Origin of the sequence: Streptomyces sp. NPDC058326 (genome assembly GCF_042879855.1) — a bacterium.
GTDB lineage: Bacteria > Actinomycetota > Actinomycetes > Streptomycetales > Streptomycetaceae > Streptomyces.
Genome location: NZ_JBHVZO010000019.1, coordinates 36,707 through 62,465 on the forward strand (window position 1 = coordinate 36,707; position 25,759 = coordinate 62,465).

A 25,759-nucleotide genomic window follows, 5' to 3' on the forward strand; every position below is an offset into this window, starting at 1 on the left:
ACGAGGGGGGCGTATATGGCCGAACGGAACCTTCCGGTTACTCCCAGCGGAAGAAGCGCGCCGCCGCCCCGAGCCCCAGGACCGCCCAGACCGCCAGGACGAGCGCGTCGCCCCAGGGCATCGCCGCACCGTCCTGGAGGACGTCCCGCAGGCCGTCCGAGAGGGCGGAGATCGGGAGCAGCGCCAGCATGTCGCCCGCCGCGCCGAACTTCTCCAGCGGGACGACGACCCCGCCGCCCACCAGGAGCAGCAGGAAGACGAGGTTGGCGGCGGCCAGGGTGGCCTCCGCCTTCAGCGTGCCGGCCATCAGGAGGCCGAGGCCCGAGAAGGCGGCCGTGCCGAGGACGAGCAGCAGCAGGACGGAGGCGGGGTTGCCCTGCGGGGACCAGCCGAGTGCCAGGGCGATCGCCGTCAGGAGGACGATCTGGAGGACCTCGGTGACCAGCACGGAGAGCGTCTTGGCGGTCATCAGCGCCCAGCGGGGGAGCGGTGAGGCGCCGAGCCGCTTGAGCACGCCGTACCGCCGCTCGAAACCGGTCGCGATGGCCTGCCCGGTGAAGGCGGTCGACAGGACGGCGAGGGCGAGGACACCCGGGGCGAGGAAGTCGACGGCCTTGTCGGCACCGGTGTCGATGATGTCGACCGTCGAGAAGAGCACCAGGAGCAGCGAGGGGATGATCACTGTCAGGAGCAGCTGCTCGCCGTTGCGCAGCAGCATCCGGGTCTCCAGGGCCGTCTGTGCCGCGATCATCCGGCCGACGGGGGCGGCTCCCGGCTTCGGGGAGTAGGTGCCAGTGCTCACGACCGCAGTTCCTTGCCCGTCAGTTCCAGAAACACGTCTTCGAGGGTGTGGCGCTCGACGGAGATGCCGTCGGGCATGACGCCGTGCTGGGCGCACCAGCTGGCGACCGTGGCGAGCAGCTGGGGGTCGACGCCGCCGGTGATCCGGTACGTCCCCGGGAGCGGCTCGGCGGCGGCCGTGCCGTCCGGCAGTGCTTTGAGCAGGGAGCCGAGGTCGAGTCCGGGGCGTCCGGTGAAGCGCAGGGTGTTCTCGGCGCCGCCCCGGCACAGCTCCTCGGGGCTGCCCTGGGCGGCGACCCGGCCGGCGTCGACGATGGCGACGTCGTCCGCGAGCTCCTCCGCCTCCTGCATGAAGTGCGTGGTGAGGACGGTGGTCACGCCGTCGGCGCGCAGCTCCCGCACCAGGTCCCAGGTGGCCCGGCGGGCCTGCGGGTCGAGGCCCGCGGTCGGCTCGTCGAGGAAGACGAGCTCGGGGCGGCCGACGACGGCCATCGCGAGCGCGAGGCGCTGCTGCTGGCCGCCGGAGAGGCGCCGGTAGGCCGTACGGCCGCAGGAGCCGAGGCCGAGCCGCTCGATGAGGGCGTCCACGTCCAGGGGGTGGGCGTGGAGCTTCGCCATGTGGCGGAGCATCTCGTCGGCGCGGGCGCCGGAGTAGACGCCGCCGGACTGGAGCATGACGCCGATGCGGGGGCGGAGGGCCGCCGCGTCGGCGACGGGGTCGAGGCCGAGGACGCGGACGGTGCCGCCGTCGGGCCTGCGGTAGCCCTCGCAGGTCTCGATGGTGGTGGTCTTGCCGGCCCCGTTGGGGCCGAGGACGGCGGTGACGGTGCCGGACCGTACGTCGAGGTCGAGGCCGTCGACGGCGGTCTTGCCTCCGTACCGCTTGACCAGGCCGCGTACGCGGACGGCACTGACGGTGCCACCGACGGGCGTGTTTCGCATGCCGGGAAGTCTAGAGAGCGTCCGGGGGTCCTCCGGTCGCGGGGCCCGTGGGCGGCCGTCATTCGTCCTACGAATGATCATTTCCGCAGGTCAGGTAAGCCTTACCTGAGTGACGCACGGCACCGCCCCCGGTATCGGTGCCGCTTGTCAGTCCGCGATTAATTACGCAACAATGGCGTTGTGAAAAACGTTGGCGCGGCTCCCGTGGAGGAACTCGCGACCCGTGAGCGTTCGACGCGCAACCGGGTCGCGCGGTCGATCCTGGACCACGGTCCCTCGACCGTCGCCGATCTGGCCGGACGGCTCCGCCTCACCCAGGCGGCCGTGCGGCGCCACCTCGACTCGCTGGTCGCCGACAAGGTCGTCGAAGCCCGCGAGAAGCGCGTCTACGGGGCACGAGCCCGCGGCCGCCCCGCGAAGATCTTTGCGCTCACCGACTGCGGCCGGGACGCCTTCGACCAGTCGTACGACTCGCTGGCCGTGGAGGCGCTCCGCTGGATCGAGCGGAACGCCGGTGGGGAAGCGGCCGTGGCCGCCTTCGCCCGGGACCGGATCGAGGCCCAGGGCGAGGCCTACCGGGAAGCCGTCGAGGCCGCCGAGCCCGCGCAGCGGACCGAGGCTCTCGCCAAGGCCCTGACCGCTGACGGGTACGCTGCCACTGCGCGGAACGCGCCGGTCGGCGAGCAGCTCTGCCAGCACCACTGTCCGGTCGCCCACGTCGCCGAGCAGTACCCACAGCTGTGCGAGGCGGAGACGGAGTTCTTCTCCCGCCTCCTGGGAACGCACGTCCAGCGTCTGGCCACCATCGCGCATGGTGACGGCGTCTGCACCACGTTCATCCCGCACAGCGCCCCACAGACCACCACCCCATCAGCATCCGTCAGTACCGCCGGGAGGAACCCCGCATGACCACCGAGATCAGCCACCCCGAGCTTGAGGGCCTGGGTCGGTACGAGTACGGCTGGGCCGACTCCGACGCGGCCGGTGCCACCGCCAAGCGTGGCCTCAACGAGGACGTCGTCCGCGACATCTCCTCGAAGAAGAACGAGCCCGAGTGGATGCTGAAGCTGCGTCTCAAGGGTCTGCGGCTCTTCGGTAAGAAGCCCATGCCGACCTGGGGCTCCGACCTCTCCGGCATCGACTTCGACAACATCAAGTACTTCGTGCGGTCCACCGAGAAGCAGGCCGAGTCCTGGGAGGACCTGCCGGAGGACATCAAGAACACGTACGACAAGCTCGGCATCCCCGAGGCCGAGAAGCAGCGCCTCGTCGCCGGTGTCGCCGCCCAGTACGAGTCCGAGGTCGTCTACCACCAGATCCGCGAGGACCTGGAGGAGCAGGGCGTCATCTTCGTCGACACCGACACCGCGCTGAAGGAGCACGAGGAGCTCTTCAAGGAGTACTTCGGCACCGTCATCCCGGTCGGTGACAACAAGTTCGCCTCCCTGAACACGGCCGTGTGGTCCGGCGGCTCGTTCATCTACGTGCCGAAGGGCGTGCACGTCGAGATCCCGCTCCAGGCCTACTTCCGTATCAACACGGAGAACATGGGCCAGTTCGAGCGGACGCTGATCATCGTCGACGAGGACGCCTACGTCCACTACGTCGAGGGCTGCACCGCCCCGATCTACTCCTCGGACTCGCTGCACAGCGCCGTCGTCGAGATCATCGTCAAGAAGGGCGGCCGCTGCCGCTACACGACCATCCAGAACTGGTCGAACAACGTCTACAACCTGGTGACCAAGCGCGCCGTCGCCTACGAGGGCGCCACCATGGAGTGGGTCGACGGCAACATCGGCTCCAAGGTCACCATGAAGTACCCGGCCGTCTACCTGATGGGCGAGCACGCCAAGGGCGAGACCCTGTCCATCGCCTTCGCGGGCGAGGGCCAGCACCAGGACGCCGGCGCCAAGATGGTCCACATGGCCCCGAACACCTCCTCCAACATCGTCTCCAAGTCGGTGGCGCGAGGCGGCGGCCGCACCTCCTACCGCGGTCTCATCGAGATCGGCGAGGGCGCGCCCGGGTCCAAGTCGAACGTGCTCTGCGACGCGCTGCTCGTCGACACGATCTCCCGCTCGGACACGTACCCCTACGTGGACGTGCGCGAGGACGACGTCTCCATGGGCCACGAGGCCACCGTCTCCAAGGTCTCCGAGGACCAGCTCTTCTACCTGATGAGCCGCGGCCTCACCGAGTTCGAGGCCATGGCGATGATCGTCCGCGGCTTCGTCGAGCCCATCGCCAAGGAACTCCCGATGGAGTACGCCCTGGAGCTCAACCGGCTGATCGAGCTGCAGATGGAAGGCGCGGTCGGCTGACCGCCACCGCACCAGCAGCGACCGACTTCGTACGTACGCAGGAAGAGAGCAACACGACAGCCATGGCTGAGGCTCAGCAGAACATCCCGGCGGGTTCCACCACCGCGGGCTCGATCGCGGTGGCCGCCGATTCCACCGTCGCCACGCGCATGAGCGCGCCCCCGTCCTTCGACGTCGCGGACTTCCCCGTCCCGCACGGCCGCGAGGAGGAGTGGCGGTTCACGCCGCTCGAGCGCCTGCGCGGCCTCCACGACGGCACCGCCGTCGCCTCCGGCGAGGGCGTCACGGTCGACGTCCAGGCACCCGAGGGCGTCACCGTGGAGACCGTCGGCCGTGACGACGCGCGCCTCGGCAAGGCCGGCACGCCCGTCGACCGCGTCGCCGCCCAGGCGTACTCCTCCTTCGAGAAGGCATCGGTCGTCACCGTCGCCAAGGAGGCCGTCCTCACCGAGCCGATCCGCATCGCCGTGCACGGCCAGGGCGGAGTCGCCTTCGGTCACCAGGTGATCGAGCTCGGCGCCTTCGCGGAAGCCGTCGTGGTCATCGACCACACCGGTGACGCGGTGCTCGCCGCCAACGTCGACTACGTCCTCGGCGACGGCGCCAAGCTGACCGTCGTCTCCGTCCAGGACTGGGACGAGAAGGCCGTCCACGTCGCCCAGCACAACGCGCTGGTCGGCCGCGACGCCTCCTTCAAGTCCGTCGTGGTCACCTTCGGCGGCGATGTCGTCCGCATCCACCCGCGCGTGGCGTACGCGGCCCCCGGTGGCGAGGCCGAGCTCTTCGGCCTGTACTTCACCGACGCCGGGCAGCACCAGGAGCACCGCCTCCTGGTCGACCACAACACCCCGCACTGCAAGTCCAACGTGGCCTACAAGGGCGCGCTGCAGGGCCAGGGCGCGCACGCCGTCTGGATCGGTGACGTGCTCATCCAGGCCGCCGCCGAGGGCACCGACACGTACGAGCTCAACCGGAACCTGGTCCTCACGGACGGCGCCCGGGTCGACTCCGTACCGAACCTGGAGATCGAGACCGGCGAGATCGCCGGCGCCGGTCACGCCTCGGCCACCGGCCGCTTCGACGACGAGCAGCTCTTCTACCTGATGTCCCGCGGCATCCCGGAGGTCGAGGCCCGCCGCCTCGTCGTCCGCGGCTTCTTCGCGGAACTGGTCCAGCAGATCGGTCTGCCGGACGTCCAGGAGCGCCTCCTCGCCAAGATCGAGGCCGAGCTGGAGGCCTCCGTCTGATGGCCTTCGTCCGAGTCTGCGCGCTGAGCGAGCTGGAGGCCGACACCCCGAAGCGGGTCGAGGTCGACGGCACGCCGGTGTCGGTCGTGCACACCGAGGGCGAGGTGTTCGCGATCAACGACATCTGCTCGCACGCGAACGTGTCCCTCTCGGAGGGCGAGGTCGAGGACTGCGCCATCGAGTGCTGGCTGCACGGGTCGAGCTTCGACCTGCGCACCGGCAAGCCCTCCGGCCTTCCCGCGACGCGCCCCGTCCCCGTATACCCCGTAAAGATCGAAGGGGACGATGTGCTCGTCTCCGTCACCCAGGAGTCCTGAGTCACCCATGGCAACGCTTGAAATCCGCGACCTGCACGTCTCCGTCGAAGCCGAGAACGGCACGAAGGAGATCCTCAAGGGCGTCGACCTGACCGTGAAGCAGGGCGAGACCCACGCCATCATGGGCCCCAACGGCTCCGGCAAGTCGACCCTCGCGTACTCGATCGCCGGGCACCCCAAGTACACGATCACCAGCGGCACCGTCACGCTCGACGGCGAGGACGTCCTGGAGATGTCGGTGGACGAGCGCGCCCGCGCCGGCATGTTCCTGGCCATGCAGTACCCGGTCGAGGTCCCCGGCGTCTCGGTCTCCAACTTCCTGCGCACGTCGGCGACGGCGATCCGCGGCGAGGCCCCCAAGCTGCGCACCTGGGTGAAGGAGGTCAAGTCCGCGATGGAGCAGCTCCAGATGGACCCGGCCTTCGCCGAGCGCAACGTCAACGAGGGCTTCTCCGGCGGTGAGAAGAAGCGCCACGAGATCCTCCAGATGGAGCTCCTCAAGCCGAAGATCGCGATCCTCGACGAGACCGACTCCGGCCTGGACGTCGACGCGCTGCGCCAGGTCTCCGACGGCGTCAACCGCGTCCGCGAGACCGGCGAGGTCGGCACGCTGCTGATCACGCACTACACCCGGATCCTCCGCTACATCAAGCCCGACTTCGTGCACGTCTTCTCCGGCGGCCGCATCGTCGAGTCCGGCGGCGCCGAGCTCGCCGACAAGCTGGAGAACGAGGGCTACGAGGCCTACAGCACGAAGGGTGGCGCATCCGCGTGACATCTGCCCATCAGGGGCTCTCCGGCCTCCTCGACACCGAGGCGATCCGCAAGGACTTCCCGCTCCTGGATCGCGTGGTCCACGACGGCAAGAAGATCGTGTACCTCGACTCGGCGGCGACCTCGCAGAAGCCGCGGCAGGTCCTCGACGCGCTCAACACGTACTACGAGCGCCACAACGCCAACGTCCACCGCGGCGTCTACACGGTCGCCGAGGAGGCGACGGCGCTGTACGAAGGCGCCCGTGACAAGGTCGCGGCCTTCATCAACGCGCCGAGCCGCGACGAGGTGATCTTCACCAAGAACGCCTCGGAGTCGCTGAACCTCGTGGCCAACATGCTGGGCTGGGCCGACGAGCCCTACCGCGTGGACCACGAGACCGAGATCGCCATCACGGAGATGGAGCACCACTCCAACATCGTGCCGTGGCAGCTGCTCTCGCAGCGCACGGGCGCGAAGCTGAAGTGGTTCGGCCTCACCGACGACGGCCGTCTCGACCTCTCGAACATCGAAGAGGTCATCACCGAGAAGACCAAGATCGTCTCGTTCACCCTGGTGTCGAACCTGCTCGGTACGGTCAACCCGGTCGAGACGATCATCCGCCGCGCACAGGAGGTCGGTGCGCTCGTCTGCATCGACGCCTCGCAGGCGGCCCCGCACATGGTCCTGGACGTGCAGGCGCTCCAGGCCGACTTCGTGGCCTTCACCGGCCACAAGATGTGCGGCCCGACCGGCATCGGCGTGCTGTGGGGACGGCAGGAGCTCCTGGAGGACCTGCCGCCCTTCCTCGGCGGCGGCGAGATGATCGAGACCGTCTCGATGCACTCCTCGACGTACGCGCCGGCCCCGCACAAGTTCGAGGCGGGTACGCCCCCGATCGCCCAGGCCGTCGGCCTCGGCGCGGCCGTGGACTACCTGTCGGCGATCGGCATGGAGAACATCGCGCGCCACGAGCACGCGATCACCGAGTACGCGGTCCGGCGCCTCCAGGAGGTGCCCGACCTGCGGATCATCGGCCCCACCACGGCCGAGGACCGCGGCGCGGCGATCTCCTTCACGCTCGGCGACATCCACCCGCACGACGTGGGCCAGGTCCTCGACGAGGAGGGCATCGCGGTCCGGGTCGGCCACCACTGCGCGCGGCCGGTCTGCCTGCGGTACGGAATTCCCGCGACCACGCGAGCGTCGTTCTATCTGTACTCCACGCCGGGTGAGGTCGACGCCCTCGTCGCCGGCCTGGAGCACGTACGGAACTTCTTCGGGTAGGGGATTCTCGTGAAGCTGGATTCGATGTACCAGGACGTCATCCTGGACCACTACAAGCACCCCCACGGGCGCGGTCTTCGGGACGGCGACGCCGAGGTGCACCACGTCAACCCGACGTGCGGCGACGAGATCACGCTCCGCGTGAAGTACGACGGCTCGCGCATCGAGGACGTGTCGTACGAGGGCCAGGGCTGCTCCATCAGCCAGGCCTCGGCCTCCGTCCTCAACGAGCTGCTCGTCGGCAAGGAGCTGTCCGAGGCGCAGAAGATCCAGGGCACCTTCCTGGAGCTGATGCAGTCCAAGGGCCAGATCGAGCCGGACGACGCGATGGAGGAGATCCTGGAGGACGCGGTCGCGTTCGCCGGAGTCTCCAAGTACCCGGCCCGTGTGAAGTGCGCGCTGCTCAGCTGGATGGCGTGGAAGGACGCGACCGCCCAGGCGCTGGGTGACGATCAGAAGTCTGTGAGGAAGTCGGCATGACCGAGAACGCCGAGGCCACGATGAAGCCGGCCTCCGAGGAAGAAGTCCGCGAGGCGCTGTACGACGTCGTCGACCCCGAGCTGGGCATCGACGTCGTCAACCTGGGTCTGATCTACGGCATCCACATCGACGACTCGAACGTCGCGACGCTGGACATGACCCTGACGTCGGCGGCCTGTCCGCTGACCGATGTGATCGAGGACCAGGCGAAGTCCGCGACGGACGGCATCGTCAGCGAACTGAAGATCAACTGGGTCTGGATGCCCCCGTGGGGCCCGGACAAGATCACTGACGACGGCCGCGAGCAGCTTCGCGCGCTCGGCTTCAACGTCTGATCGACGCCGTACGCGAGAACGGCCGTGCCCTTCGGGGCACGGCCGTTCCGCGTTCTCCGGCCGTGCCGCTAGAGGACGCCCGCGGCCCGGGCGAGTTCCGGGGCCAGCTGCTCCTTGCGGATGCGCTGGTCGACGTAGACGAGGCCGGTGATCAGGGGCGGGAAGACGGAGACGACGACCTGGCTGATCAGCTGGCCGACGGCGAGGAAGGCGACGACACCGACGAGGGAGGCGATGACGGCCGCGGGGTCGTCGCCGGAGAAGTCGGCCGTCGCCAGGGGGACCGAGACCAGGAGGGAGAAGGCCTGCTGGATCAGCCAGCCGACGACGGCGGCCATGACCCCGGCGACGAAGAGGCAGCCGAAGACGCGCCACCAGGAACCGCGGACCAGGGCCGAGGAGCGGCGCATCGAGGCCACGGTGCCCTGGTTCTCCATCACCGCGGCGGCCGGGGCCAGACTGAACTTCACCCAGAGCCAGAGGACGAGCGGGACGACGGGCAGAGCGGCGAGCGTCGCGCCGCCGAAGACCGTGATCACCAGGGCTATCGGACTGCCGCCATGGAGGTTGATCAGCAGGGTGACGAGCGTCCCCACGTACACCGCGACCAGGAGCACCATCGGCAGGCTCGTCAGGATCACCGTGCCGAGGACGGCCGGCATCCGGGCCCACGACCGGCGCCAGATCGCACCGAAGGTCGTCGGGCGGCCGAGGACCGCCTCCTGGATCACGGCGGGGCAGGCCGCCGCGATAACGGCGTTGGCGCAGAGGACCGTGATCATGCCGGCGATCCAGACGCAGGCGAACGCGACGAGCAGCGGGCGGACGTCGTCCCACTGGGGCTCCTGGCCGGGCGGCAGGTCGAACACGGCGGGGAAGAGGTCGCCGACGGCCGCGTACGCGATGCCGAGTGCCGCTCCCACGGCCAGCAGGGCCACCGCGTACACGGTGGCCGTCACCCCGAGCAACTGCTTCCAGTAGCGGCCGAAGGCGGCGAAGGCGCCGGTCAGGATCGCGCTGAAGCCGAGCGGCGCCAGGGGTATCACGCCGGGCTTCGGCGGGGGAGGCGGGGGCGGATAGCCATAGCCGTAGGGCGGCCCCGGGGGAAACGTCATGCGGGACACCGTATCGGGCGGGGATCGTACGCCTGTACGCCTGTACGCCTGTACGCAAGCGGGTGCGGGTCCGGACGGCGACCCGCAGGCGCGCGAGCCCGTGTACGGCCGTACACACGCGTGGATACGCTCGCGCCCATGGGTTACGGACTGCTGGCGGGCGCCATCGCGGCGGAGATCCTCGCGACCACCTCGATGAAGTACAGCGAGGGCTTCACCAGGCTCTGGCCCTCGATCGTCACCGGCGCCGGCTATCTGATCGCCTTCGCGCTCCTCGCGCAGGCGCTCAAGACGCTCCAGGTCGGCACCGCGTACGCCATCTGGTCCGGGGTCGGCACCGCCGCCGTCGCCGCCATCGGCATCCTCTTCCTCGGCGAGACCCTCAGCCTTGCCAAGGTCGCCGGAATCGTCCTCATCATCGCCGGGGTCGCCGTCCTCAACCTCGGCGGCGCGCACTGACGGGCCGCCCCCGCCGCCACGACCCCGGATCGTGGAACGCGGCCCTCCGGGTGGCCGGGCGGGGCGGGATCGCCGGCTCGAGCCGCCGCACGGTGGCCGCCGAGGCGAACGTGCCGCTGGGCTCGACCCGTACCACTTCGCCTCCCTGCGGCGCCCCGCCCTCCGACCCGTCGCCGCCGAGTGGACCGAGGTCGTCGTCGGCCGCCCTGGTCCCTCGCACCGACCCCGCCACCGCCCGGGCCCCGGCCGCGCTCATGGACGGCATCCGCCTCCAGGTCCCGCTCACCGGCGGCGCCTACGACGAGGAGCACGCGCGCGTGATGCCGGCGCTGATCCTGCACGAACCACCGAAGTCCCCGGTCCCGGGCCTGTCGGAACCGCCGACCCGCCCGACCGGGAGCTGAGACCGGTTGGCCCGGGCGGGGCTTCGCCGGTTAGGTTCTCCGTCATGACCACTGCTCCTCGCACCACCGGCGCCGTCGCCGCCGGCCTCGCCACCATCGCCGCCGACGGCACCGTTCTCGACACCTGGTTCCCCGCCCCCGAGCTGACCGACGCGCCCGGCCCCGCCGGCACCGAGCGCCTGACCCCTGACGAGGCCGTGAACGCCCTCGGCGAGGGCGCCGCCAAGGCCCTCGGCGTGGACGCCCGCCGTGGCGTCGAGGTCGTGGCCGTCCGCACCGTCATCGGCTCGCTCGACGAGAAGCCGCTCGACGCCCACGACGCCTACCTGCGTCTGCACCTGCTCAGCCACCGGCTGGTCAAGCCGCACGGCCAGAGCCTGGACGGCGTCTTCGGCCTCCTCGCCAACGTCGCCTGGACCTCGCTCGGACCGGTCGCCGTCGACGACGTCGAGAAGGTCCGGCTCCACGCGCGCGCGGAGGGCCTGCACCTCGCCGTGACGAGCATCGACAAGTTCCCCCGCATGACCGACTACGTCGTGCCCGCCGGCGTCCGCATCGCCGACGCCGACCGGGTCCGCCTCGGCGCCCACCTCGCCGCCGGGACCACCGTCATGCACGAGGGCTTCGTCAACTTCAACGCCGGCACGCTCGGCACCTCCATGGTCGAGGGCCGGATCTCCGCCGGGGTCGTCGTCGGCGACGGCTCCGACATCGGCGGCGGCGCCTCCACCATGGGCACCCTCTCGGGCGGCGGCAACGTCGTCATCGCGATCGGCGAGCGCTGCCTGATCGGCGCGGAGGCGGGCGTCGGCATCGCCCTTGGCGACGAGTGCGTTGTCGAGGCCGGTCTGTACGTCACCGCCGGCACCCGGGTCACGATGCCCGACGGCCAGATCGTGAAGGCCCGCGACCTCTCCGGCGCCTCGAACATCCTCTTCCGCCGCAACTCGGTCACCGGCGCCGTCGAAGCCCGCCCGAACAACGCGGTCTGGGGCGGACTCAACGACATTCTCCACAGCCACAACTGACCCGGTGACCCTGCGTCACCGTCGGCGTTAGACAGGCGCAGACTCACTGCAGGCGGACAAGGCGAGGGGTCGACATGAAGACGAAGTCCACGGTCGTCGGGGTGCTCACGGTCGCGGCGGTGCTGATGCAGGCCGGCGCGGCCCGGGCGGACGAGACGCACACGCACAACGGGCCCACCGTGACCAACGGGCCCAGCATCTCGCTCCACACCGGACAGATCGACGACCCGCTGGAGGACGTCCTGGAGCACGCCGCCGTCCTCGGCAGGACCTACACCACCGACTCCGCCTGAACCACCGCCTCGTACACCGCCCGCAGCCCGTCGGCCGTCTCCCGGTCGGCGGGCTGCAGCGGTTCGCGCACCGGCCCGCCGAGCAGGGCCTTGGCGGTCACCGTGCCGGGCAGGCCCGAGGCCATCATCCGTTCGACCAGCGGCAGGAGCCGGGCGTGCAGCCGGGTGGCCCCGGCCGTGTCGCCCGCGTCGAAGGCGTCGAGGACGGCGCGGAGCTGACGCGGCGCCACGTTCGCGACCGTGCTGACGTAGCCGGCGCCGCCGACCGCGTACAGCGGCAGGTTCAGTTCCTCACTGCCCGAGTAGTACGCGAGCGAGGTCTCCGCGATCACCCGGGCCGAACCGAGCAGGTCGTACGCGCAGTCCTTGACCGCCACGATCCGGGGGTGGCGGGCGAGCCGCAGCATCGTCGCGGGCTCGACACGGGTGCCGGTGCGCCCCGGGATGTCGTAGACCATCACCGGCAGTCCGGTCGCGTCGGCGACCTTCAGGAAGTGCGCCTCGACGGCCGGCTGCGGCGGGCGGCTGTAGTACGGGGTGACGACGAGCAGCCCGTCCGCCCCCGCCTCCTCGGCCCGGCGCGCCAGCTCGGCGGTGTGCCGGGTGTCGGCGGAGCCGACGCCCGCGACGACCGAGGGGCCGGGGCCGAGGGCCTCGCGGACGGCCCGGACGAGCGCGGTCTTCTCGGCGTCGGTGGTGGTCGGGGACTCGCCCGTGGTGCCGTTGAGGACCAGACCGTCGCAGCCCTCCGCGACGAGACGGACGGCGAGGTCCCGCGCACCGTCGAGGTCGAGATCGCCGGCGGGGGTGAACGGGGTGATCATCGCGCAGAGGGCGCGGCCGAAGGGGCGTTCAGTGCTCATCCCCGAAGTCTGGACGACCCGGACGGTGAAGGTCCACTTAGATCTGCTTGGTTCGAGAGATAAGCAGTGCTGAAGACTGGTGCGCTTCTGGCATCATCGACGGGCGCGACAGGAGGACATGGAGAAGCACACAGCATGAGCTCACACAGCACGGCCGACGGGCGCGTCGCCCTCGTCACCGGCTCCTCCTCGGGCATCGGGGCCGCCGTCGCCCGCCGGCTCGCCGCGGCCGGATACCGGGTCGCGGTCAACTCCGCGCGCTCCGTCGATGCGGGCGAGCGGCTCGCCGCCGAACTCCCCGGCGCCGTCCACCTCCAGGCGGACGTCTCCGACGAGAGCCAGGCCACGGCCCTCGTCGAGCGGACCGTGGCCGCCCTCGGCCGCCTCGACCTCCTCGTCAACTGCGCGGGCACCACCAGGTTCATCCCGCACGACGACCTCGAAGCCGCCTCGCCCGAGGTCTGGCGCCACCTCTACGACGTCAACGTCATCGGCGTCTGGCAGACCGTCACCGCCGCCGTCCCGCACCTGCGGAAGACGCGCGGCGCCATCGTGAACATCTCGTCCCAGGCCGGGGTCCGCCCGGGCGGAAGCTCCATCCCGTACGCCGTCTCCAAGGCGGCCGTCAACCACATGACGAAGCTCCTCGCCAAGGCCCTCGGCCCGGACATCCGGGTCAACGCCGTCGCCCCCGGCCTCATCGACACCCCCTGGTTCGACGGGGTCGACGGCGCCGACGCGGCCAAGGCGCACGTGGCGGAGGCCGTCCCGCTGCGCAGGGTCGGCAGGGCGGAGGACATCGCCGAGGCCGTCCACGACCTGGCCCACGCCTCGTACATCACCGGCGAGGTGCTCCTCGTCGACGGAGGGGGACACCTCCTGGGCTGACCGGGCGGACCGGGCTGACCTGTCGGGGGGATCGCCGATCGGGTCGGCGGCAGGGCACCCCCTACAGCGCCCGTTTGAAGCCGTCGTGGCTGCGTGCGAAGCCCAGCGACGCGTAGAAGCGGTGGGCCTCCGTCCGCTTCTTGTCGCTGGTCAGCTGGGCGAGGGCGCAGCCGCGTTCCCGCGCCCGCGCCACGGCCCGCTCCATCAGCTCCCGGCCGAGTCCGCCGCCGCGCCGGTCGGCCCTGATCCGGACCGCCTCGATCAGGGCCCGCTCGGCGCCGCCCTTGCCGAGCCCCGGGATGTACGTGGCCTGGAGGCAGCCCACGACGAGGTCACCGTCGAGGAGGACCAGCACCTCGTTGCGCGGATCCGCCTCGATGTCCGCGAAGGCTCGCTCGTACGCCTCCGTGACGGTGACCGAGGAGGGGTCCACGACCCTCCGCTCGTCGGCCAGGAGGGCGAGGACGGAGGGCAGTTCGGCGCGGGTGGCGGGGCGAAGGATCATGGCGCGCAGTCTCGCACGGGGCGGAGCCTTGACCTCGACCAAAGTTGAGGTACGAGGGTGGAGGCATCCGGAGAAGAGACAGGAGACCCGCCCATGAACACCGTCGCACACCCCGACGCGCGCCCCGACTTCCACCGCCCGGGAGTCGGCGCCGTCCTCGCCAGCACCTGGCGGGTCGGCACCCCCGAACGCCAGCGGGCCGCCGTCGAGGCCGTCCGCGGGGTCTGGCAGAGCAGGGAATGGCCCGACCCCGGGCTGCTCGCGTACACCGTGTACACCGGGAACGACGGGGACACGCTGCTGCACTACTCGCAGTGGACCACCGAGCAGGCCTTCGAGGACTTCGTCCGCACCCACCGCGACGACCGGAACGCCGAGATCGACGCGGCCGTGCCCGGCATCGAGCGGGTCGTGCTCCACCGCTACGCGCCCCCGTACCGCTCCGCCGTCCTCGACGACCGCAGCGCGCGGACGCTGCCCGGGGCCCTCGCGGTCGTCGAGGTCGACTTCGAAGGGCCGGACGAGGCGCGGCAGAAGGGCTGGGTGGACGCCGTGTTCGCCGCCATGGACGACGAGGAGGGGAAGCGGCCGGCGCGCGGCGGGATCGGCGCGCACTTCCATCTGTCGACCGACGGCACCCGCGTCCTGAACCTGGCCGAGTGGGAGGACGAGCGGGCCCACGCGGAGTGGCTGGCGGCGGACGCGTCGGAGGTCGGTGAGGCCTGGGCACGCGTGCGCGGGTACCCGGGGCTCACCGGCAGCCGGGTGCGGCGGTACACGCCCGCGCTCAGCCTGAGCGCGGGCGCGTGACCGGACCGGTGCGTCCTACGGGCGGAAGCGCAGCACCTGCGGGTCGTGGTCGCTGTCCTGGTCGGCGAACTCCGCGTTGATGTGCACGCTGTCGTACTCGAAGTGGTGCACGCCGGGGCTGGTCAGGATCTGGTCGAGGACCTGGCTGTTGCCCTGGTAGACGTACGAGTAGCGCTCGCCGCGCGGCAGCGACCTCACGGCCGGGTACAGCGCGCCGCCGTCGGTGAGCGCCCGCGTCGTCCCGGAGAACTCGAAGTCGTTGATGTCACCGACGACGAGGACGTCGGCCTGCTTCTCCAGGGCGACGATGTCCTTCACGAAGGCGTTCACGGCCTGCGCCTGGAGGAGTCGCTGCGCCTCGGAGGAACGGTTCGGCGGCTGGTGGTGCGAGACGAGGGACTCGTCGCCGCCCTTCGAGCCGAAGTGGTTGGCGATCACGAAGACCGTACGCCCGCGGAAGACGAACTCGCCCGCGAGCGGCTTGCGGCTGTTGTCCCAGGCGGCGTTCGCCGGGTCGATCCTGCCGGGGGAGAGGGTCAGCGCGGCGCGGCCCTTCTCGCCCGTCACGGCGGTGGGCGTGGTGGTGGCGTCGGCGCCCGCGCGGTCCGTGAAGGAGACCCGCTCGGGGTTGAAGAGGAAGACCTGACGGATATTGCCGCCGGGCTGGCCGCCGTCCTCGTTGTTCCGCGGGTCGACCGAGCGCCACTCGTACGCGGGGCCGCCGGCCGCCACGATCGCGTCCGTGAACTTCTTGACCGTCTGGTCGGCGGCGACCGTGCCGTCGTTCTTGGCGCCGTTGTTGTCCTGGATCTCCTCCAGGGCGAGGATGTCGGGCGAGGCGAGGTTCTCCACGACCGCCTTCGCGAGCGCGTCGAACTTCTCCTGCGGGTCGCTCGGGTCCAGGTTCTCCACGTTGTACGTGGCCACGGCCAGCTCGTTCTTGTGCTGCTTGTCCGTGGACTCGCGCTCCAGGCCCTGGTCGGCGACGGTGCCGAGGGTGCGGGCGGTGAGCGTGTAGCCGCCGAACTGGTTGAAGTCGAGCGGGCCCTCGGTCGTGCCGGTCAGCCGGTCGCCGACGTTCGCCTTGGGGAACGGCTGCTGGGCGAGCGGGGTCAGCGACTGGATCTGGAGCCGGCCGGTGTTCTGCGACTCGTACGAGCCGTAGACCGTGCCGCCGCGCCGGTTGGCGTTCTCCCACGGCTTCACCGTCACCCACAGCTCCGCGTACGGGTCGGTGGCGCCGACCACGCGCGAGGAGCCGATCCGGACGTTGGTGCCCTCGAGGGACTCGTAGTAGTCCAGGGCGTACGTCTCCGGGTCGAGCGTCAGGCCGTTGATCGAGCCGCCGGCGGCCGGGTCGCCCTCGGGGGCGTACGCGTCGGGCACGGACCAGCCCGAGATCGTCACCGGCTCCGGGACGGCGTTGCCCTTCGAGAGCACGGTGACGACCGGCTTCGACAGCTGGGTGAGCGACTGGTTGCCCGAGTTCAGACCGCCGGGGACGTACTCGGTCACGGTGCCGTTCAGGCTGACCGCGTCGCCGACGGCGACCGTCGGGACGGAGCTGGTGAAGACGAAGAGGCCCTCGCTGGTGGCCGGGTCCGCGTCCGCCTGGGGGTCCTGGATCCAGAACCCGCGCGAGCCGTAGGTGCGGACACCGGTGACGATGCCCGTGACGCCGGTGACCTGCTTGCCGACGAGGGGGGAGACCCGGGTCGTGCCCTGGATGTCGTGGACGCGGACGCCGGCGGCGTCATCGGCGGCGGCGCTCGTCGAACCGCCGAGCAGACCCGCGGCGAGGGCCGAGGCGACGACGGCGGAGACCGCGGCGGATCGCGCGACGGTACGGCCGGCAGATCTCGGTATGGAGGAAGGCATCAGGGGACTCCGAGGGTGCTTGGAGGAACGGCAGATAGATCTACGCGCGTCAATCTCTTGGCAGAGCGCCCACCTTGTCAAGAGTCGACGGGTGTACGAAGGCTGACGGATCCGTGAACCGCCGGACGCCCTCGCGGATGCGTCTACGCTGGGAGCCGCTCTTTGAGCCCCCTTCACCCACGTACGCGCCGAGGAGACCCCCCAGATGTCAGCGGAGCACCCCACCCTTCCCCCCGTTCGGCTCCGTGCGGACGCGGAGCTGGCGCGGGACGCCCTGGCCGCCCCCCTCCTCGCCCACGCGGTACGGCTCGCCCGCTGGGCCGGGCCCGACACCCGGGTCGACGCGGGCGGCGAACTCGTCGACGAGCAGTTGCCCGAGGCCGTCGAGGTCCTCGGCCTCGGCGACGACGAGGACGCCGAGATGTGGGCGGGCGACGCCTGGCGGCTCGCGGTCGACACCGGTCTGGTGGCGGTGGAGGACGGCCAGGAGACGGAGGACGGCGACACCCCCGGGCGGGCCGCGCCCGGCGAGAACCTGCCGGTCGTCACGGGCGGTTCGCCCCAGGACGTCCTCGCGCTCTGGCTCGAAGGCTTCGATACGGTCTTCGCCGACGCAGTCGCCCCCGTCCTCGACGACCTGGACGCCATCGTCGGCGACGACGGCGAGATCGACATCGAGGCGCTGGACTGGGACCCCGAGGCGGAGGCCGAGTTCCTGGAGGGTGTCCTCGGCAACCTCTACCTCCTCACCGTCAGCGAGAGCGGACCCGGCGAGGGGCCGGTGCCGCTGCCCGCGCTCGCCGCGTCGATGGTCGTCCCCGACGACATGGGCGAACCCACCGACGACGTCCTGGAGCAGGTCTCGGACGCGATGATGCGGCTCGACGAGCAGTTCCGGCTCCTCGAACCGATCGGACTCGTCGAGTACCAGCCCGTCGACGAGGCCCTGATGGCCGAGGAGGGCGAGGAGCCCGCGCCGCCTGTCGACGACGAGGACGTCACCCGCTACGGCATGGTCCGGCTCACCCCGCTCGGCCTCTACGGCGTCCGGGCCAGGATGCTGGAGGCCGGCGTGGACGCGCCCGCCGTCGGCGACCTCGCGGACAAGGGCGCCGACGCGCTCCTCGACGGCATCGCCGGCTACCCCGAGGCCGCGGCCCGCGAGGAGACCGCCGCCTGGCTCGAAGGGCGGGACGTCCTGGGCGCGGCCCGGGAGCTGCTGCACGCGGCGCGGGGCGTGGACGCGGGCTCGCCGCTCCGCCGCCTCCACTGCCAGCAGACGCTCTCCCTGGTGGGCGCCGAGGCGGAGCCCGCCCTCCGGGAGGTCCTGGACGACGCGGAACTCGGCGGCCTGGCGCGGGTCTGGCTCGCGGAACGCGGCGCGACGGACGTGCCCGCGCCGCCGGAGTCGATGATCTTCTGGCTGGCGATCGACACGATCGCGGCCCAGCTCGACGCGGAGGGCGACCTGCAAGAGCTCCAGGAGCTGATCGAGGGCCTCACCGGCCGCCACGGCGGCTTCTTCGAGGCGGCCTGGCGGGTGGAGCACCCGGCGACGGCGGAGGTCCTGGAGGCGATGGGACGGCTCCACCGGGACAAGGGCGCGGCGAAGGAAGCCCGCAAGGCCGCCTTCAAGGCGCGCTCGAGGTCGGGCTCCTGACGACGGGCCGGCCGGCGCGGGGGGCGTGACGGCGGGGCGGGGTTCCTGCGATCGGCGGGGTCCTGCGGCGGGTTCGGGGCCGGGCTTCGGGTGGGTCGTTTTCGGCGGCGGGTTCGGGGCCGGGCTTCGGGTGGGTTGCTTCCGGCGGGTGGTGTTCCGGTGCGTCCGGCGCGCGCCGGGGCTCGCGCCCTGTCCGCCGGGGCTCGCGCCCGGCGGTGTTCCCGTGGCGTTCAGGCGGTGTTCGTGGCGGCGCGGCAGGGTGGCCCGCGAGATCCGGCCACCACAGGGAGAACGCCACACCATGCCTCTCAACCGCAGAGAGTTCACCCAGCAGTCCGCCGTCGCCGGTGCGGGCCTCGCCCTCACCGGGGTCGTCGGCGCTCTCGCCACCGCCCCCGCGGCCCTCGCGTCCGACGAGCCGGAGGCGTACGGATCCGACCACGGCCATGGGCACGGCCACGGCCACCGGCTCGGCTACGGACCGCTCGTCGCCGACCCCGACGGGATCCTCGCCCTGCCCGCCGGGTTCTCCTACCGCGTCCTCACCCGCACCGGCGTGACCCGGCTGGAGTCCGGCGAGTTCACGCCGTCCAACCACGACGGCACCGCCGCCTTCGCCGGGCCGCGCGGCTCCACGTACCTGGTCAACAACCACGAGCTCAAGGGCACCCGCGACAGGTGGGCGCACCCCGTCCCGCTCACCGAAGGCCTCGTCTACGACCCCGCCGCGGCCGGCGGCTGCACGGTCATCGAGGTCCACCGCGACGGCACCGTCGCCGAGTGGGTCGGCATCGCCGGCACCTCCACCAACTGCGCGGGCGGCAGCACCGCGTGGGGCACCTGGCTGACCGGCGAGGAGAACTCCGACCGCGCCGGCGTCAACGGCATGACCAAGGACCACGGCTACGTCTTCGAGGTCGACCCGCTCGACCGCCGCGCCAACCGCGACCCGAAGCCGATCAAGGCCTTCGGCCGGTACGACCACGAGGCCGTCGTCATCGACCCGAAGCGCGGCCACGCCTATCTGACCGAGGACGCCTCCAACCCCAACGGACTGCTCTTCCGCTGGGTGCCGCCGAAGGGCTTCGAGCACGGCAGGGGCAAGCTCCGCACGCTCGCCGACGACGCCGGCGTGCTCCAGGCCGCCAAGTGCATCGACCCCTCGGGCCGCTTCGTGGACGACCTCTCCCGGGCGAGCCGGATCGGCACCGTCTACGGCGTGGACTGGGTCGACGTTCCCGACCGCGACGGCCGCACCACCTCCGTCCGTAAACAGTTCACGGACGGCCAGGTCACCCGCGCCCGCAAGCTGGAGGGCATGTGGTGGGCCGACGGCGGCGCCTACGTCGTCTCCTCCTACGCGCGCGCGGAGAGCCCCGGCGACGCGCACGACGGCCAGGTCTGGTTTTACGACCCGAAGCGCCGCACCCTCACCCTGAAGGTGCTGCTCGGTGTGAACGCACATCCCGACGACGACAGCGCGGACGGCGCCTACGACGGCCCCGACAACATCACCGTCTCCCCGTACGGCGGGCTCGTCATCGCCGAGGACGGCGAGGGCGTCCAGCACCTCTTCGGCGCGACCGACTCGGGCCGCACCTACCCGATCGCCCGCAACGACCTGAACGACAGCGAGTTCGCGGGCGTCACCTTCTCGCCCGACGGCGACACGCTGTTCGCCGGCATCCAGAACCCGGGCATCATGGTCGCGATCACCGGCCCCTGGCGCCGCCAGCCCCGCCGCTGACCCCTGGTCAGTTCCATGGACTGACATCTAACATGTCAGTCCATGGACGCACTACGGCCCGTGGGCCGGACCCTGCTGCGTGACCGGGCGTACGAGGCGCTGCGCGAGGCCATCGTGCGCGGCGACCTCGCCCCCGGCGCCCCGCTCAAGGACGCCGACCTCGCCGACCGGCTCGGGCTCTCGCGCGCACCCGTGCGCGAGGCCCTGGCCCGGCTCGGCGACGAGGGGCTCGTCGAGTCCAAGCCGCAGAGCTACACCCGTGTCACCCGGCCGGTCAGCCGGGTCGTCAGGGACGCCGCGTCGGTGGTGCGGGTCATGCACGAACTCGCCGCCAGGACCGGCGTGCCCCTCCTCGGGCCCGAGGGCGTCCGGGCGATGCGCGAGGCCAACGAACGCTTCGCGGCGGCCGTCCGCGCCTCCGACGTGGAAGCCGCCCTGAACGCCGACGACGAGCTCCACCAGGTCCTCGTCGTCGCCAGCGGCAACCACGCCGCCGCCGCCACGATCGCGCGGTACACCCCCCTGATCCGCCGCGTCGAGCGGCGGCTCTTCGGCGACGCCGGAAGCTGCGGCTCGGCCGAGCTGCACGCCCGGCTCATCGACGCGTGCGCGGCGGGGGACGCGGCGGAGGCGGTACGGGTCACCACGGCGATATGGGCGGCGCTCGAACAACTCGCGGACGACGCCATCGACGTGGCCGATGTCACCGGCATCCCGGGGCCCGCGGTTCCGTAGGAGCGTCCAGGACCAGCAGCCGTCACTCACCGGGAGCCGCTTTGCCGATCACCGACTTCGACCGCTACCCGCTCCTCTTCGGGCCCTCGCCGGTCCACCCGCTCGAACGGCTCACCCACCACCTCGGCGGCGCCACCCTCTGGGCCAAGCGCGAGGACTGCAACTCGGGTGTCGCGTACGGCGGGAACAAGACCCGCAAACTGGAGTACCTGGTCGCCGACGCCCTCGCGCAGGGCTGCGACACCCTCGTCTCCATCGGCGGCGTCCAGTCCAACCACACCCGCCAGGTCGCGGCCGTCGCTGCCCGCGCGGGCCTCCGTTGCGTCCTCGTCCAGGAGAGCTGGGTCGACTGGCCCGACTCCGTGTACGACAAGGTCGGCAACATCCTGATCAGCCGTCTCGCGGGCGCCGACGTACGGCTCGTCCGGGCCGGCTTCGGCATCGGCTTCAAGGAGAGCTGGGAGCAGGCCCTGCGGGAGGTCGAGGAGGGCGGCGGCAAGCCGTACGCGATCCCGGCGGGCGCGTCCGACCACCCGCTCGGCGGACTCGGCTTCGCCAACTGGGCGTACGAGGTGGCCGAGCAGGAGCGCGCGCTGGGCGTCTTCTTCGACACGGTGGTCGTCTGCTCGGTGACCGGATCCACCCAGGCGGGCATGGTCGCGGGCTTCGCCGCGCTGGCGGAGGAGGGCGGCCCGGCCCGCCGGATCATCGGCGTCGACGCCTCCGCGAAGCCCGGCCCCACGCATGAGCAGATCACCCGGATCGCCCGGGACACCGCCGCCCTCATCGGCGTCGAACGGCCGCTGACGGCGGCCGACGTCGAGCTGGACGAGCGCTACCACGCCGGGGTGTACGGCATCCCCGACGAGACCACCCTCGACGCGATGCGGCTCGCCGCCCGCACCGAGGGCATGGTCACCGACCCCGTCTACGAGGGGAAGTCGATGGCGGGCCTGGTCGACCTGGTGGACCGGGGGGAGATCGGCCGGGACTCGACCGTGCTCTACGCCCACCTCGGCGGCCAGCCCGCCCTCAACGCCTACAGCGCGCTGTTCTAGGCCCTGCCGTCGCACTCCCGCCCGGCCCGCACTCCGGGCGACGGTGGGAGTGCGACGACTGGACCTGGTGGCCGGTCGCTCAGAGGGACTGGGCGGCCGGCTTCACCATGCCCCTGACGGTCCGGGACTTCACGAACTCGCCCATCGCCGTCATCTCCCACTCACCGCTGAACTGCTTGATGAGCTTGGCCATCATCACGCCGGTCTGCGGCTCCGCGGTGGTCAGGTCGAAGCGGACCAGCTCCTCGCCCGTCGCCGCGTCCATCAGCCGGCAGTAGGCCTTGGCGACCTCGGTGAACTTCTGGCCGGAGAAGGAGTTGACCGTGAAGACCAGACCGGTGGCCTCGGCCGGGAGACGGCCGAGGTCGACGACGATCACCTCGTCGTCGCCCGCGCCCTCACCGGTGAGGTTGTCGCCGGAGTGCTTCACCGAGCCGCCCAGGATGGAGAGCTTGCCGAAGTAGCAGCTGTCCAGGTGGTTGCGCTGGGGGCCGTACGCGATGACGGAGGCGTCCAGGTCGATGTCCTTGCCCCGGTACGCGGGCTCCCAGCCGAGGCCCATCTTGACCTGCGAGAGCAGCGGGCGGCCGCCCTTGACCAGGGACACGGTCTGGTTCTTCTGGAGGCTGACCCGGCCCTTGTCGAGGTTGATCTTGCCGCTCGGGGCGGCGGCCGGGGGAGCGGACGGCGCACCGGCCGCGATCCGGGGGTCCACCGGGGCGACGGGCGGTGCCGACGGGGGCGTGGGCGGGGCGACGGGGGCGGGCGCGACGGGAGCCGCCGCCGGGGCGGCGGCCGGCTCGTCGTCCACGGAGACGCCGAAGTCCGTCGCGATGCCGGCGAGCCCGTTCGCATAGCCCTGGCCGACGGCGCGGGCCTTCCACGCGCCGTTGCGCAGATAGATCTCGACGACGACGAGCGCGGTCTCGGTCGCCAGCTGGGGCGGGGTGAAGGTGGCGAGGACGCTGCCGTCGTCCGCGTTCCGCAGGGTGGCGGTGGGCTCGATGCCCTGGAAGGTCTGGCCCGCGGCGTCGGGGCTCGCGGTGACGACGATCCTCTCGATCCCGGCCGGGACTGCGCCGGTGTCCACCAGGATCGCGTCGGGGGCGGCACCGCCGCCGGAGCGGTAGGTGACACCGGGGCCGGACGGCTGGTTGTAGAAGATGAAGTCGTCGTCCGAGCGCACCTTGCCGTTGGCGCCGAGCAGCAGGCCCGAGACGTCGAGCCGCACCGGGGCGGCGACGTCCACCGCCACGCGCGTGACGGTGAGAGGGATGTTCGAGCCGGGGGTCATAGCGGTCATGCCAGGGCTAACGATCCGGGCACCCTCGCCGTTCCCTCACCCCCGCCGGGTTCGGCCACCCTGATGACGCGGATGGTTCCTGGCCTGCCGCTCGTTGCCGAAGCGGTACGCGCCCGTCCACCGGGCCATCACCAGCTGCTCGTCACCCGACCCGACCTCGGCGAGGAACTTCTCGGCCCGCCCGCCGCGCAGCACGCCCGCGGCGCGGCCGAGGTGGGTGAGGACGACGGAGCCGTCGCGGCGCCGCTCGTAGGTGAATCCATGGGGTCGTGGCATGACGGGCATCCTGCCGTTCCCGGTCAGATCCGTCATATGAATATTCTTTCGACCCATGGGTGGGGTGGGGGGAGAGGCCGTGGCGGGGAGCCGTTTCCGGACGCGGGACGTGGACGAGGCGCGCGAGGAGCTCGACGCCCGCTACTACGCGAACCGGATGGACGTCGTCGACCGGGAGCGGCGCCCCTTCGCGGCGCGCTTCGACACCGTCGAGCTCGGCCCGCTGGTCATCGGCGACCTGAGCTGCGGTGCCGATGTGCGGATGAGCTTCGGGGAACTGGGCGCGTACCACCTGAACGCTCCGCTCAGCGGCAGGATGGAGATGCGCCAGGGCGGGTCCGCGATCGTGGCGACGGCCGGCGAGGCGCTGCTCCTCGACCCGGCGGGCGACACCTTCCTCGACCGCTGGAGCGGGGACTGCCGGACCCTGTCGGTGAAGATCGGGGCGGCCGAGCTGCGCGACCGCCTGGAGCGACTGATCGGCCGCCCGCCCCGGGGTCCGCTGGTCTTCGCGCCCGGCCTGGACATCAGCCGCGGTCCCGGCCTGAGCTGGGTGCGCTTCGCCCGCCAGGTCGCCGCGGAGGCGCTCGCGGGGGAGGGCATCGCCCGGCACGAACTGGTGGCGGGGCCCCTGCAGGAGGCGCTGCTCAACGGGCTGCTGCTCGCCGCCGAGCATCCCTGGCGCGAGGCGCTGGCCCATCCGGGGGAGCCGCGGCGGCCGGCCCCCGTCAAGCGTGCGATGGACGCGGTGCGGGAACGGCCCGAGCACCCGTTCACGACCACGGAGCTCGCGGCCCTGGCACGGGTGAGCGTGCGCCGCCTCCAGGAGTCGTTCCGCGAGTACGTGGGGATGTCGCCGATGGCGTACGTACGGGAGGTCCGCCTCGACCGGGTCCGCGAGGAGCTGCGGGCGGCCGCGCCGGACGAGGTGAGCGTCAGCGAGGTGGCCTGGCGCTGGGGCTTCGCCCACCAGGGCCGGTTCGCGGCGAGCTACCGGGAGAAGTTCGGCGAGTCGCCGTCCCGCACCCTGCGCGCGTCACGCTGAGAGCGCCGCCCGCCGGCCGTGGCGCGGGCATCCCGCCGTGACCCGGTGCGACGACCCACCGCGCAATCCGGACAGGTGCCGCGTTCCGCGGCTCGCGATGATCTTCGGCCCGGCCTACGGTGATCACGTCCGGTCTGCCAGCGCGCGCCGCGACCCGGGCCCCGGCCGGCTCCCCCGTATCAGTCCGGCCGGGTCCTGCGTATCTCCGCCTCCGCGCGGTCCGTCCGTCCGCCGTCTCAGTGCGGCCACCGGGGCGGGTCCACGCAGAAGTGGCCGCCCAGGTAGAGGTCGTCGGCGCTGCCCTCGGCCGGGAGGCCCTTCTCGGCGATGAGCTTCTCCGCGTACGCCTCCGAGTCGTCCCGGGGTTCGAAGCCGAGCGCGCGGGCCGTGGAGAGGTCCCACCACGCGCGCGTGTTGGCGGAGGAGCCGTACACCACCGTGTGGCCGACGTCCGGGGCGGTGAGCGTGGTGTGCAGCAGCCGGGCGCAGTCGGCGGGGCTGAGCCACATCGACAGCATCCGCACCGAGGTGGGCTCGGGGAAGCAGGAGCCGATGCGGACGGAGACGGTCTCAATGCCGTGCTGGTCCCAGTAGAGCTGCGCCAGGTCCTCGCCGAAGCACTTGGAGAGGCCGTAGAAGGTGTCGGGGCGGTGCGGGGTGCCGACCGGGACGAGCGGTTCGCCCTCGCGGGGGCGGCGGGTGAAGCCGACGGCGTGGTTGCTGGAGGCGAACACCACGCGACGGACGCCCTCCTCGCGCGCGGCCTCATAGAGGTGGTAGGTCCCGGCGATGTTGGCGGCCATGATCTTCTCGAAGCTCGACTCCAGGGAGATGCCCGCCAGGTGCACGATCGCGTCGACGCCCCGGACCGCCTCGGCCAGCGCCGCCCGGTCCGCGAGGTCGGCGACGATCGCGTCCGGGGCCCCCGGCACCGGGGCGACGTCCAGGAGGCGGAGCTCGTAGCCGTACGGGGGCAGCAGCTCCCGCATCAGCGTGCCGACGCCCCCGGCGGCGCCGGTGAGCAGGACGGTGCGGGGTGCGGACATGGAGCAGGTCTCCTCTGATGGGCGTTATTCACAACCGTGGACACGCTAGGGAGCGGTGCGACGGAGCGTCAAGAGCGTGCGATAGACCGCGTTCTCTCCTTGACCGCCCCTCCGGGCTGTTCTAGCGTGCGGAGCGTCGCTGTTCAAGAATATGGATGACAGT

General features: G+C 71.6%; 27 protein-coding genes and 1 pseudogene. 19 read left to right on the forward strand and 9 right to left on the reverse strand.

What is annotated here, in order from left to right:
* Window positions 1-37: 37 nt before the first annotated feature.
* Entirely contained in the window at window positions 38-802 is a 765-nt protein-coding gene (locus tag ACFVYX_RS28545) for an ABC transporter permease (RefSeq protein ID WP_389684366.1), read from the reverse strand.
* Window positions 799-1,743 carry an ABC transporter ATP-binding protein gene (locus ACFVYX_RS28550; RefSeq protein WP_389684367.1) on the reverse strand — a complete coding sequence of 315 codons (945 nt, stop codon included), beginning with the start codon at window positions 1,741-1,743 and terminating at the stop codon, window positions 799-801. Before ACFVYX_RS28550 ends, ACFVYX_RS28545 begins: the two co-directional genes overlap by 4 nt.
* Window positions 1,744-1,923: 180 nt before the next feature.
* Between ACFVYX_RS28550 and ACFVYX_RS28555 the strand changes: the two genes are divergently transcribed.
* The 8 genes from ACFVYX_RS28555 to ACFVYX_RS28590 all read left to right on the forward strand — a co-directional run bounded on the left by ACFVYX_RS28555 (window position 1,924) and on the right by ACFVYX_RS28590 (window position 8,483).
* Window positions 1,924-2,652, forward strand: a complete 729-nt coding sequence (locus ACFVYX_RS28555) for a helix-turn-helix transcriptional regulator (RefSeq protein WP_389684368.1) — start codon at window positions 1,924-1,926, stop codon at window positions 2,650-2,652.
* Complete coding sequence (gene sufB, locus ACFVYX_RS28560; protein ID WP_329419615.1) at window positions 2,649-4,064, forward strand: Fe-S cluster assembly protein SufB; 1,416 nt, start codon at window positions 2,649-2,651, stop codon at window positions 4,062-4,064. The genes ACFVYX_RS28555 and sufB overlap by 4 nt, the downstream gene beginning before the upstream one ends.
* A 62-nt stretch (window positions 4,065-4,126) precedes the next feature.
* On the forward strand, window positions 4,127-5,311 hold the full coding sequence (gene sufD / locus ACFVYX_RS28565) for a Fe-S cluster assembly protein SufD (protein WP_389684369.1): 1,185 nt from the start codon (window positions 4,127-4,129) through the stop codon (window positions 5,309-5,311).
* Window positions 5,311-5,628 carry a bifunctional 3-phenylpropionate/cinnamic acid dioxygenase ferredoxin subunit gene (locus tag ACFVYX_RS28570; RefSeq protein ID WP_030322524.1) on the forward strand — a complete coding sequence of 106 codons (318 nt, stop codon included), beginning with the start codon at window positions 5,311-5,313 and terminating at the stop codon, window positions 5,626-5,628. Before sufD ends, ACFVYX_RS28570 begins: the two co-directional genes overlap by 1 nt.
* Before the next feature lie 7 nt (window positions 5,629-5,635).
* Window positions 5,636-6,403 carry a Fe-S cluster assembly ATPase SufC gene (sufC, locus tag ACFVYX_RS28575; protein ID WP_384143233.1) on the forward strand — a complete coding sequence of 256 codons (768 nt, stop codon included), beginning with the start codon at window positions 5,636-5,638 and terminating at the stop codon, window positions 6,401-6,403.
* Window positions 6,400-7,668, forward strand: a complete 1,269-nt coding sequence (locus tag ACFVYX_RS28580; RefSeq protein ID WP_209494174.1) for a cysteine desulfurase — start codon at window positions 6,400-6,402, stop codon at window positions 7,666-7,668. The genes sufC and ACFVYX_RS28580 overlap by 4 nt, the downstream gene beginning before the upstream one ends.
* 9 nt (window positions 7,669-7,677) lie before the next feature.
* Window positions 7,678-8,148: a Fe-S cluster assembly sulfur transfer protein SufU gene (sufU, locus tag ACFVYX_RS28585; RefSeq protein ID WP_389684370.1), complete on the forward strand. Its 471-nt coding sequence runs from the start codon at window positions 7,678-7,680 to the stop codon at window positions 8,146-8,148.
* On the forward strand, window positions 8,145-8,483 hold the full coding sequence (locus tag ACFVYX_RS28590; protein WP_030205917.1) for a metal-sulfur cluster assembly factor: 339 nt from the start codon (window positions 8,145-8,147) through the stop codon (window positions 8,481-8,483). Before sufU ends, ACFVYX_RS28590 begins: the two co-directional genes overlap by 4 nt.
* A gap of 68 nt (window positions 8,484-8,551) precedes the next feature.
* Here ACFVYX_RS28590 and ACFVYX_RS28595 read toward each other — a convergent pair whose 3' ends face one another.
* Window positions 8,552-9,598: an oxidoreductase gene (locus tag ACFVYX_RS28595; protein WP_389684371.1), complete on the reverse strand. Its 1,047-nt coding sequence runs from the start codon at window positions 9,596-9,598 to the stop codon at window positions 8,552-8,554.
* A 138-nt stretch (window positions 9,599-9,736) separates the two neighbouring features.
* Here ACFVYX_RS28595 and ACFVYX_RS28600 point away from each other — a divergent pair, with 138 nt between their 5' ends.
* The 4 genes and pseudogenes from ACFVYX_RS28600 (at window position 9,737) to ACFVYX_RS28615 (ending at window position 11,782) form a co-directional block, all read left to right on the forward strand.
* Complete coding sequence (locus tag ACFVYX_RS28600) at window positions 9,737-10,057, forward strand: DMT family transporter (RefSeq protein ID WP_389684372.1); 321 nt, start codon at window positions 9,737-9,739, stop codon at window positions 10,055-10,057.
* Window positions 10,054-10,461: pseudogene (locus ACFVYX_RS28605) on the forward strand (hypothetical protein). The gene ACFVYX_RS28600 and the pseudogene ACFVYX_RS28605 overlap by 4 nt, the downstream one beginning before the upstream one ends.
* Before the next feature lie 44 nt (window positions 10,462-10,505).
* The gene (gene dapD, locus ACFVYX_RS28610; protein ID WP_389684373.1) at window positions 10,506-11,489 is read left to right on the forward strand and encodes a 2,3,4,5-tetrahydropyridine-2,6-dicarboxylate N-succinyltransferase; all 984 of its coding nucleotides are present in this window, start codon (window positions 10,506-10,508) and stop codon (window positions 11,487-11,489) included.
* 74 nt (window positions 11,490-11,563) lie between these two features.
* Window positions 11,564-11,782, forward strand: coding sequence for a hypothetical protein (locus ACFVYX_RS28615; RefSeq protein ID WP_389684374.1), 219 nt, complete (start codon window positions 11,564-11,566; stop codon window positions 11,780-11,782).
* Here the strand turns inward: ACFVYX_RS28615 and dapA are convergent.
* Window positions 11,761-12,645, reverse strand: a complete 885-nt coding sequence (gene dapA / locus ACFVYX_RS28620) for a 4-hydroxy-tetrahydrodipicolinate synthase (RefSeq protein ID WP_389684375.1) — start codon at window positions 12,643-12,645, stop codon at window positions 11,761-11,763. The two genes, ACFVYX_RS28615 and dapA, sit on opposite strands and share 22 nt — an antisense overlap.
* A gap of 135 nt (window positions 12,646-12,780) precedes the next feature.
* Here dapA and ACFVYX_RS28625 point away from each other — a divergent pair, with 135 nt between their 5' ends.
* Window positions 12,781-13,533: an SDR family NAD(P)-dependent oxidoreductase gene (locus tag ACFVYX_RS28625; protein ID WP_389684376.1), complete on the forward strand. Its 753-nt coding sequence runs from the start codon at window positions 12,781-12,783 to the stop codon at window positions 13,531-13,533.
* Between the two features lie 61 nt (window positions 13,534-13,594).
* Here the strand turns inward: ACFVYX_RS28625 and ACFVYX_RS28630 are convergent, their stop codons facing one another.
* The gene (locus ACFVYX_RS28630) at window positions 13,595-14,038 is read right to left on the reverse strand and encodes a GNAT family N-acetyltransferase (RefSeq protein ID WP_389684377.1); all 444 of its coding nucleotides are present in this window, start codon (window positions 14,036-14,038) and stop codon (window positions 13,595-13,597) included.
* 93 nt (window positions 14,039-14,131) lie between these two features.
* Here ACFVYX_RS28630 and ACFVYX_RS28635 point away from each other — a divergent pair, with 93 nt between their 5' ends.
* Window positions 14,132-14,848 carry an antibiotic biosynthesis monooxygenase gene (locus ACFVYX_RS28635; protein WP_389684378.1) on the forward strand — a complete coding sequence of 239 codons (717 nt, stop codon included), beginning with the start codon at window positions 14,132-14,134 and terminating at the stop codon, window positions 14,846-14,848.
* 15 nt (window positions 14,849-14,863) lie between these two features.
* On the opposite strand, the gene ACFVYX_RS28640 is transcribed toward ACFVYX_RS28635, so the two are convergent.
* Complete coding sequence (locus ACFVYX_RS28640) at window positions 14,864-16,726, reverse strand: endonuclease/exonuclease/phosphatase family protein (RefSeq protein ID WP_389684379.1); 1,863 nt, start codon at window positions 16,724-16,726, stop codon at window positions 14,864-14,866.
* Window positions 16,727-16,931: 205 nt separating this feature from the next.
* Between ACFVYX_RS28640 and ACFVYX_RS28645 the strand changes: the two genes are divergently transcribed.
* From ACFVYX_RS28645 to ACFVYX_RS28660, 4 genes are all read left to right on the forward strand, one after another.
* On the forward strand, window positions 16,932-18,386 hold the full coding sequence (locus tag ACFVYX_RS28645) for a hypothetical protein (protein WP_389684380.1): 1,455 nt from the start codon (window positions 16,932-16,934) through the stop codon (window positions 18,384-18,386).
* A 301-nt stretch (window positions 18,387-18,687) separates the two neighbouring features.
* Window positions 18,688-20,133, forward strand: coding sequence for an alkaline phosphatase PhoX (locus tag ACFVYX_RS28650; protein ID WP_389684381.1), 1,446 nt, complete (start codon window positions 18,688-18,690; stop codon window positions 20,131-20,133).
* A gap of 42 nt (window positions 20,134-20,175) precedes the next feature.
* On the forward strand, window positions 20,176-20,868 hold the full coding sequence (locus ACFVYX_RS28655; protein ID WP_389684382.1) for a GntR family transcriptional regulator: 693 nt from the start codon (window positions 20,176-20,178) through the stop codon (window positions 20,866-20,868).
* Between the two features lie 41 nt (window positions 20,869-20,909).
* Window positions 20,910-21,926, forward strand: coding sequence for a 1-aminocyclopropane-1-carboxylate deaminase (locus ACFVYX_RS28660; protein ID WP_389684383.1), 1,017 nt, complete (start codon window positions 20,910-20,912; stop codon window positions 21,924-21,926).
* A gap of 79 nt (window positions 21,927-22,005) precedes the next feature.
* On the opposite strand, the gene ACFVYX_RS28665 is transcribed toward ACFVYX_RS28660, so the two are convergent.
* Both ACFVYX_RS28665 and ACFVYX_RS28670 read right to left on the reverse strand, forming a co-directional pair.
* Complete coding sequence (locus ACFVYX_RS28665; RefSeq protein ID WP_389684384.1) at window positions 22,006-23,229, reverse strand: TerD family protein; 1,224 nt, start codon at window positions 23,227-23,229, stop codon at window positions 22,006-22,008.
* Between the two features lie 36 nt (window positions 23,230-23,265).
* A complete protein-coding gene (locus tag ACFVYX_RS28670) occupies window positions 23,266-23,505 on the reverse strand; it encodes a hypothetical protein (protein ID WP_389684385.1) in 240 nt (79 codons plus the stop codon).
* A 79-nt stretch (window positions 23,506-23,584) separates the two neighbouring features.
* Between ACFVYX_RS28670 and ACFVYX_RS28675 the strand changes: the two genes are divergently transcribed.
* Window positions 23,585-24,550, forward strand: coding sequence for an AraC family transcriptional regulator (locus tag ACFVYX_RS28675; protein ID WP_389684386.1), 966 nt, complete (start codon window positions 23,585-23,587; stop codon window positions 24,548-24,550).
* Window positions 24,551-24,786: 236 nt separating this feature from the next.
* Here ACFVYX_RS28675 and ACFVYX_RS28680 read toward each other — a convergent pair whose 3' ends face one another.
* Window positions 24,787-25,596, reverse strand: a complete 810-nt coding sequence (locus ACFVYX_RS28680; protein WP_389684387.1) for an NAD-dependent epimerase/dehydratase family protein — start codon at window positions 25,594-25,596, stop codon at window positions 24,787-24,789.
* Window positions 25,597-25,759: the final 163 nt, after the last annotated feature.

Coding starts and splice junctions, on each gene's coding strand:
- ACFVYX_RS28650 (WP_389684381.1), top strand. CDS start 18,688: ATGCCTCTCAACCGCAGAGAGTTCACCCAGCAGTCCGCCGTCGCCGGT.
- ACFVYX_RS28630 (WP_389684377.1), bottom strand. CDS start 14,038: ATGATCCTTCGCCCCGCCACCCGCGCCGAACTGCCCTCCGTCCTCGCC.
- sufC (WP_384143233.1), top strand. CDS start 5,636: ATGGCAACGCTTGAAATCCGCGACCTGCACGTCTCCGTCGAAGCCGAG.
- ACFVYX_RS28635 (WP_389684378.1), top strand. CDS start 14,132: ATGAACACCGTCGCACACCCCGACGCGCGCCCCGACTTCCACCGCCCG.
- ACFVYX_RS28655 (WP_389684382.1), top strand. CDS start 20,176: ATGGACGCACTACGGCCCGTGGGCCGGACCCTGCTGCGTGACCGGGCG.
- ACFVYX_RS28550 (WP_389684367.1), bottom strand. CDS start 1,743: ATGCGAAACACGCCCGTCGGTGGCACCGTCAGTGCCGTCCGCGTACGC.
- ACFVYX_RS28625 (WP_389684376.1), top strand. CDS start 12,781: ATGAGCTCACACAGCACGGCCGACGGGCGCGTCGCCCTCGTCACCGGC.
- sufB (WP_329419615.1), top strand. CDS start 2,649: ATGACCACCGAGATCAGCCACCCCGAGCTTGAGGGCCTGGGTCGGTAC.
- ACFVYX_RS28665 (WP_389684384.1), bottom strand. CDS start 23,229: ATGACCGCTATGACCCCCGGCTCGAACATCCCTCTCACCGTCACGCGC.
- ACFVYX_RS28570 (WP_030322524.1), top strand. CDS start 5,311: ATGGCCTTCGTCCGAGTCTGCGCGCTGAGCGAGCTGGAGGCCGACACC.
- ACFVYX_RS28680 (WP_389684387.1), bottom strand. CDS start 25,596: ATGTCCGCACCCCGCACCGTCCTGCTCACCGGCGCCGCCGGGGGCGTC.
- ACFVYX_RS28645 (WP_389684380.1), top strand. CDS start 16,932: ATGTCAGCGGAGCACCCCACCCTTCCCCCCGTTCGGCTCCGTGCGGAC.
- dapA (WP_389684375.1), bottom strand. CDS start 12,645: ATGAGCACTGAACGCCCCTTCGGCCGCGCCCTCTGCGCGATGATCACC.
- dapD (WP_389684373.1), top strand. CDS start 10,506: ATGACCACTGCTCCTCGCACCACCGGCGCCGTCGCCGCCGGCCTCGCC.
- ACFVYX_RS28600 (WP_389684372.1), top strand. CDS start 9,737: ATGGGTTACGGACTGCTGGCGGGCGCCATCGCGGCGGAGATCCTCGCG.
- ACFVYX_RS28590 (WP_030205917.1), top strand. CDS start 8,145: ATGACCGAGAACGCCGAGGCCACGATGAAGCCGGCCTCCGAGGAAGAA.
- ACFVYX_RS28640 (WP_389684379.1), bottom strand. CDS start 16,726: ATGCCTTCCTCCATACCGAGATCTGCCGGCCGTACCGTCGCGCGATCC.
- ACFVYX_RS28615 (WP_389684374.1), top strand. CDS start 11,564: ATGAAGACGAAGTCCACGGTCGTCGGGGTGCTCACGGTCGCGGCGGTG.
- ACFVYX_RS28670 (WP_389684385.1), bottom strand. CDS start 23,505: ATGCCACGACCCCATGGATTCACCTACGAGCGGCGCCGCGACGGCTCC.
- sufD (WP_389684369.1), top strand. CDS start 4,127: ATGGCTGAGGCTCAGCAGAACATCCCGGCGGGTTCCACCACCGCGGGC.
- ACFVYX_RS28595 (WP_389684371.1), bottom strand. CDS start 9,598: ATGACGTTTCCCCCGGGGCCGCCCTACGGCTATGGCTATCCGCCCCCG.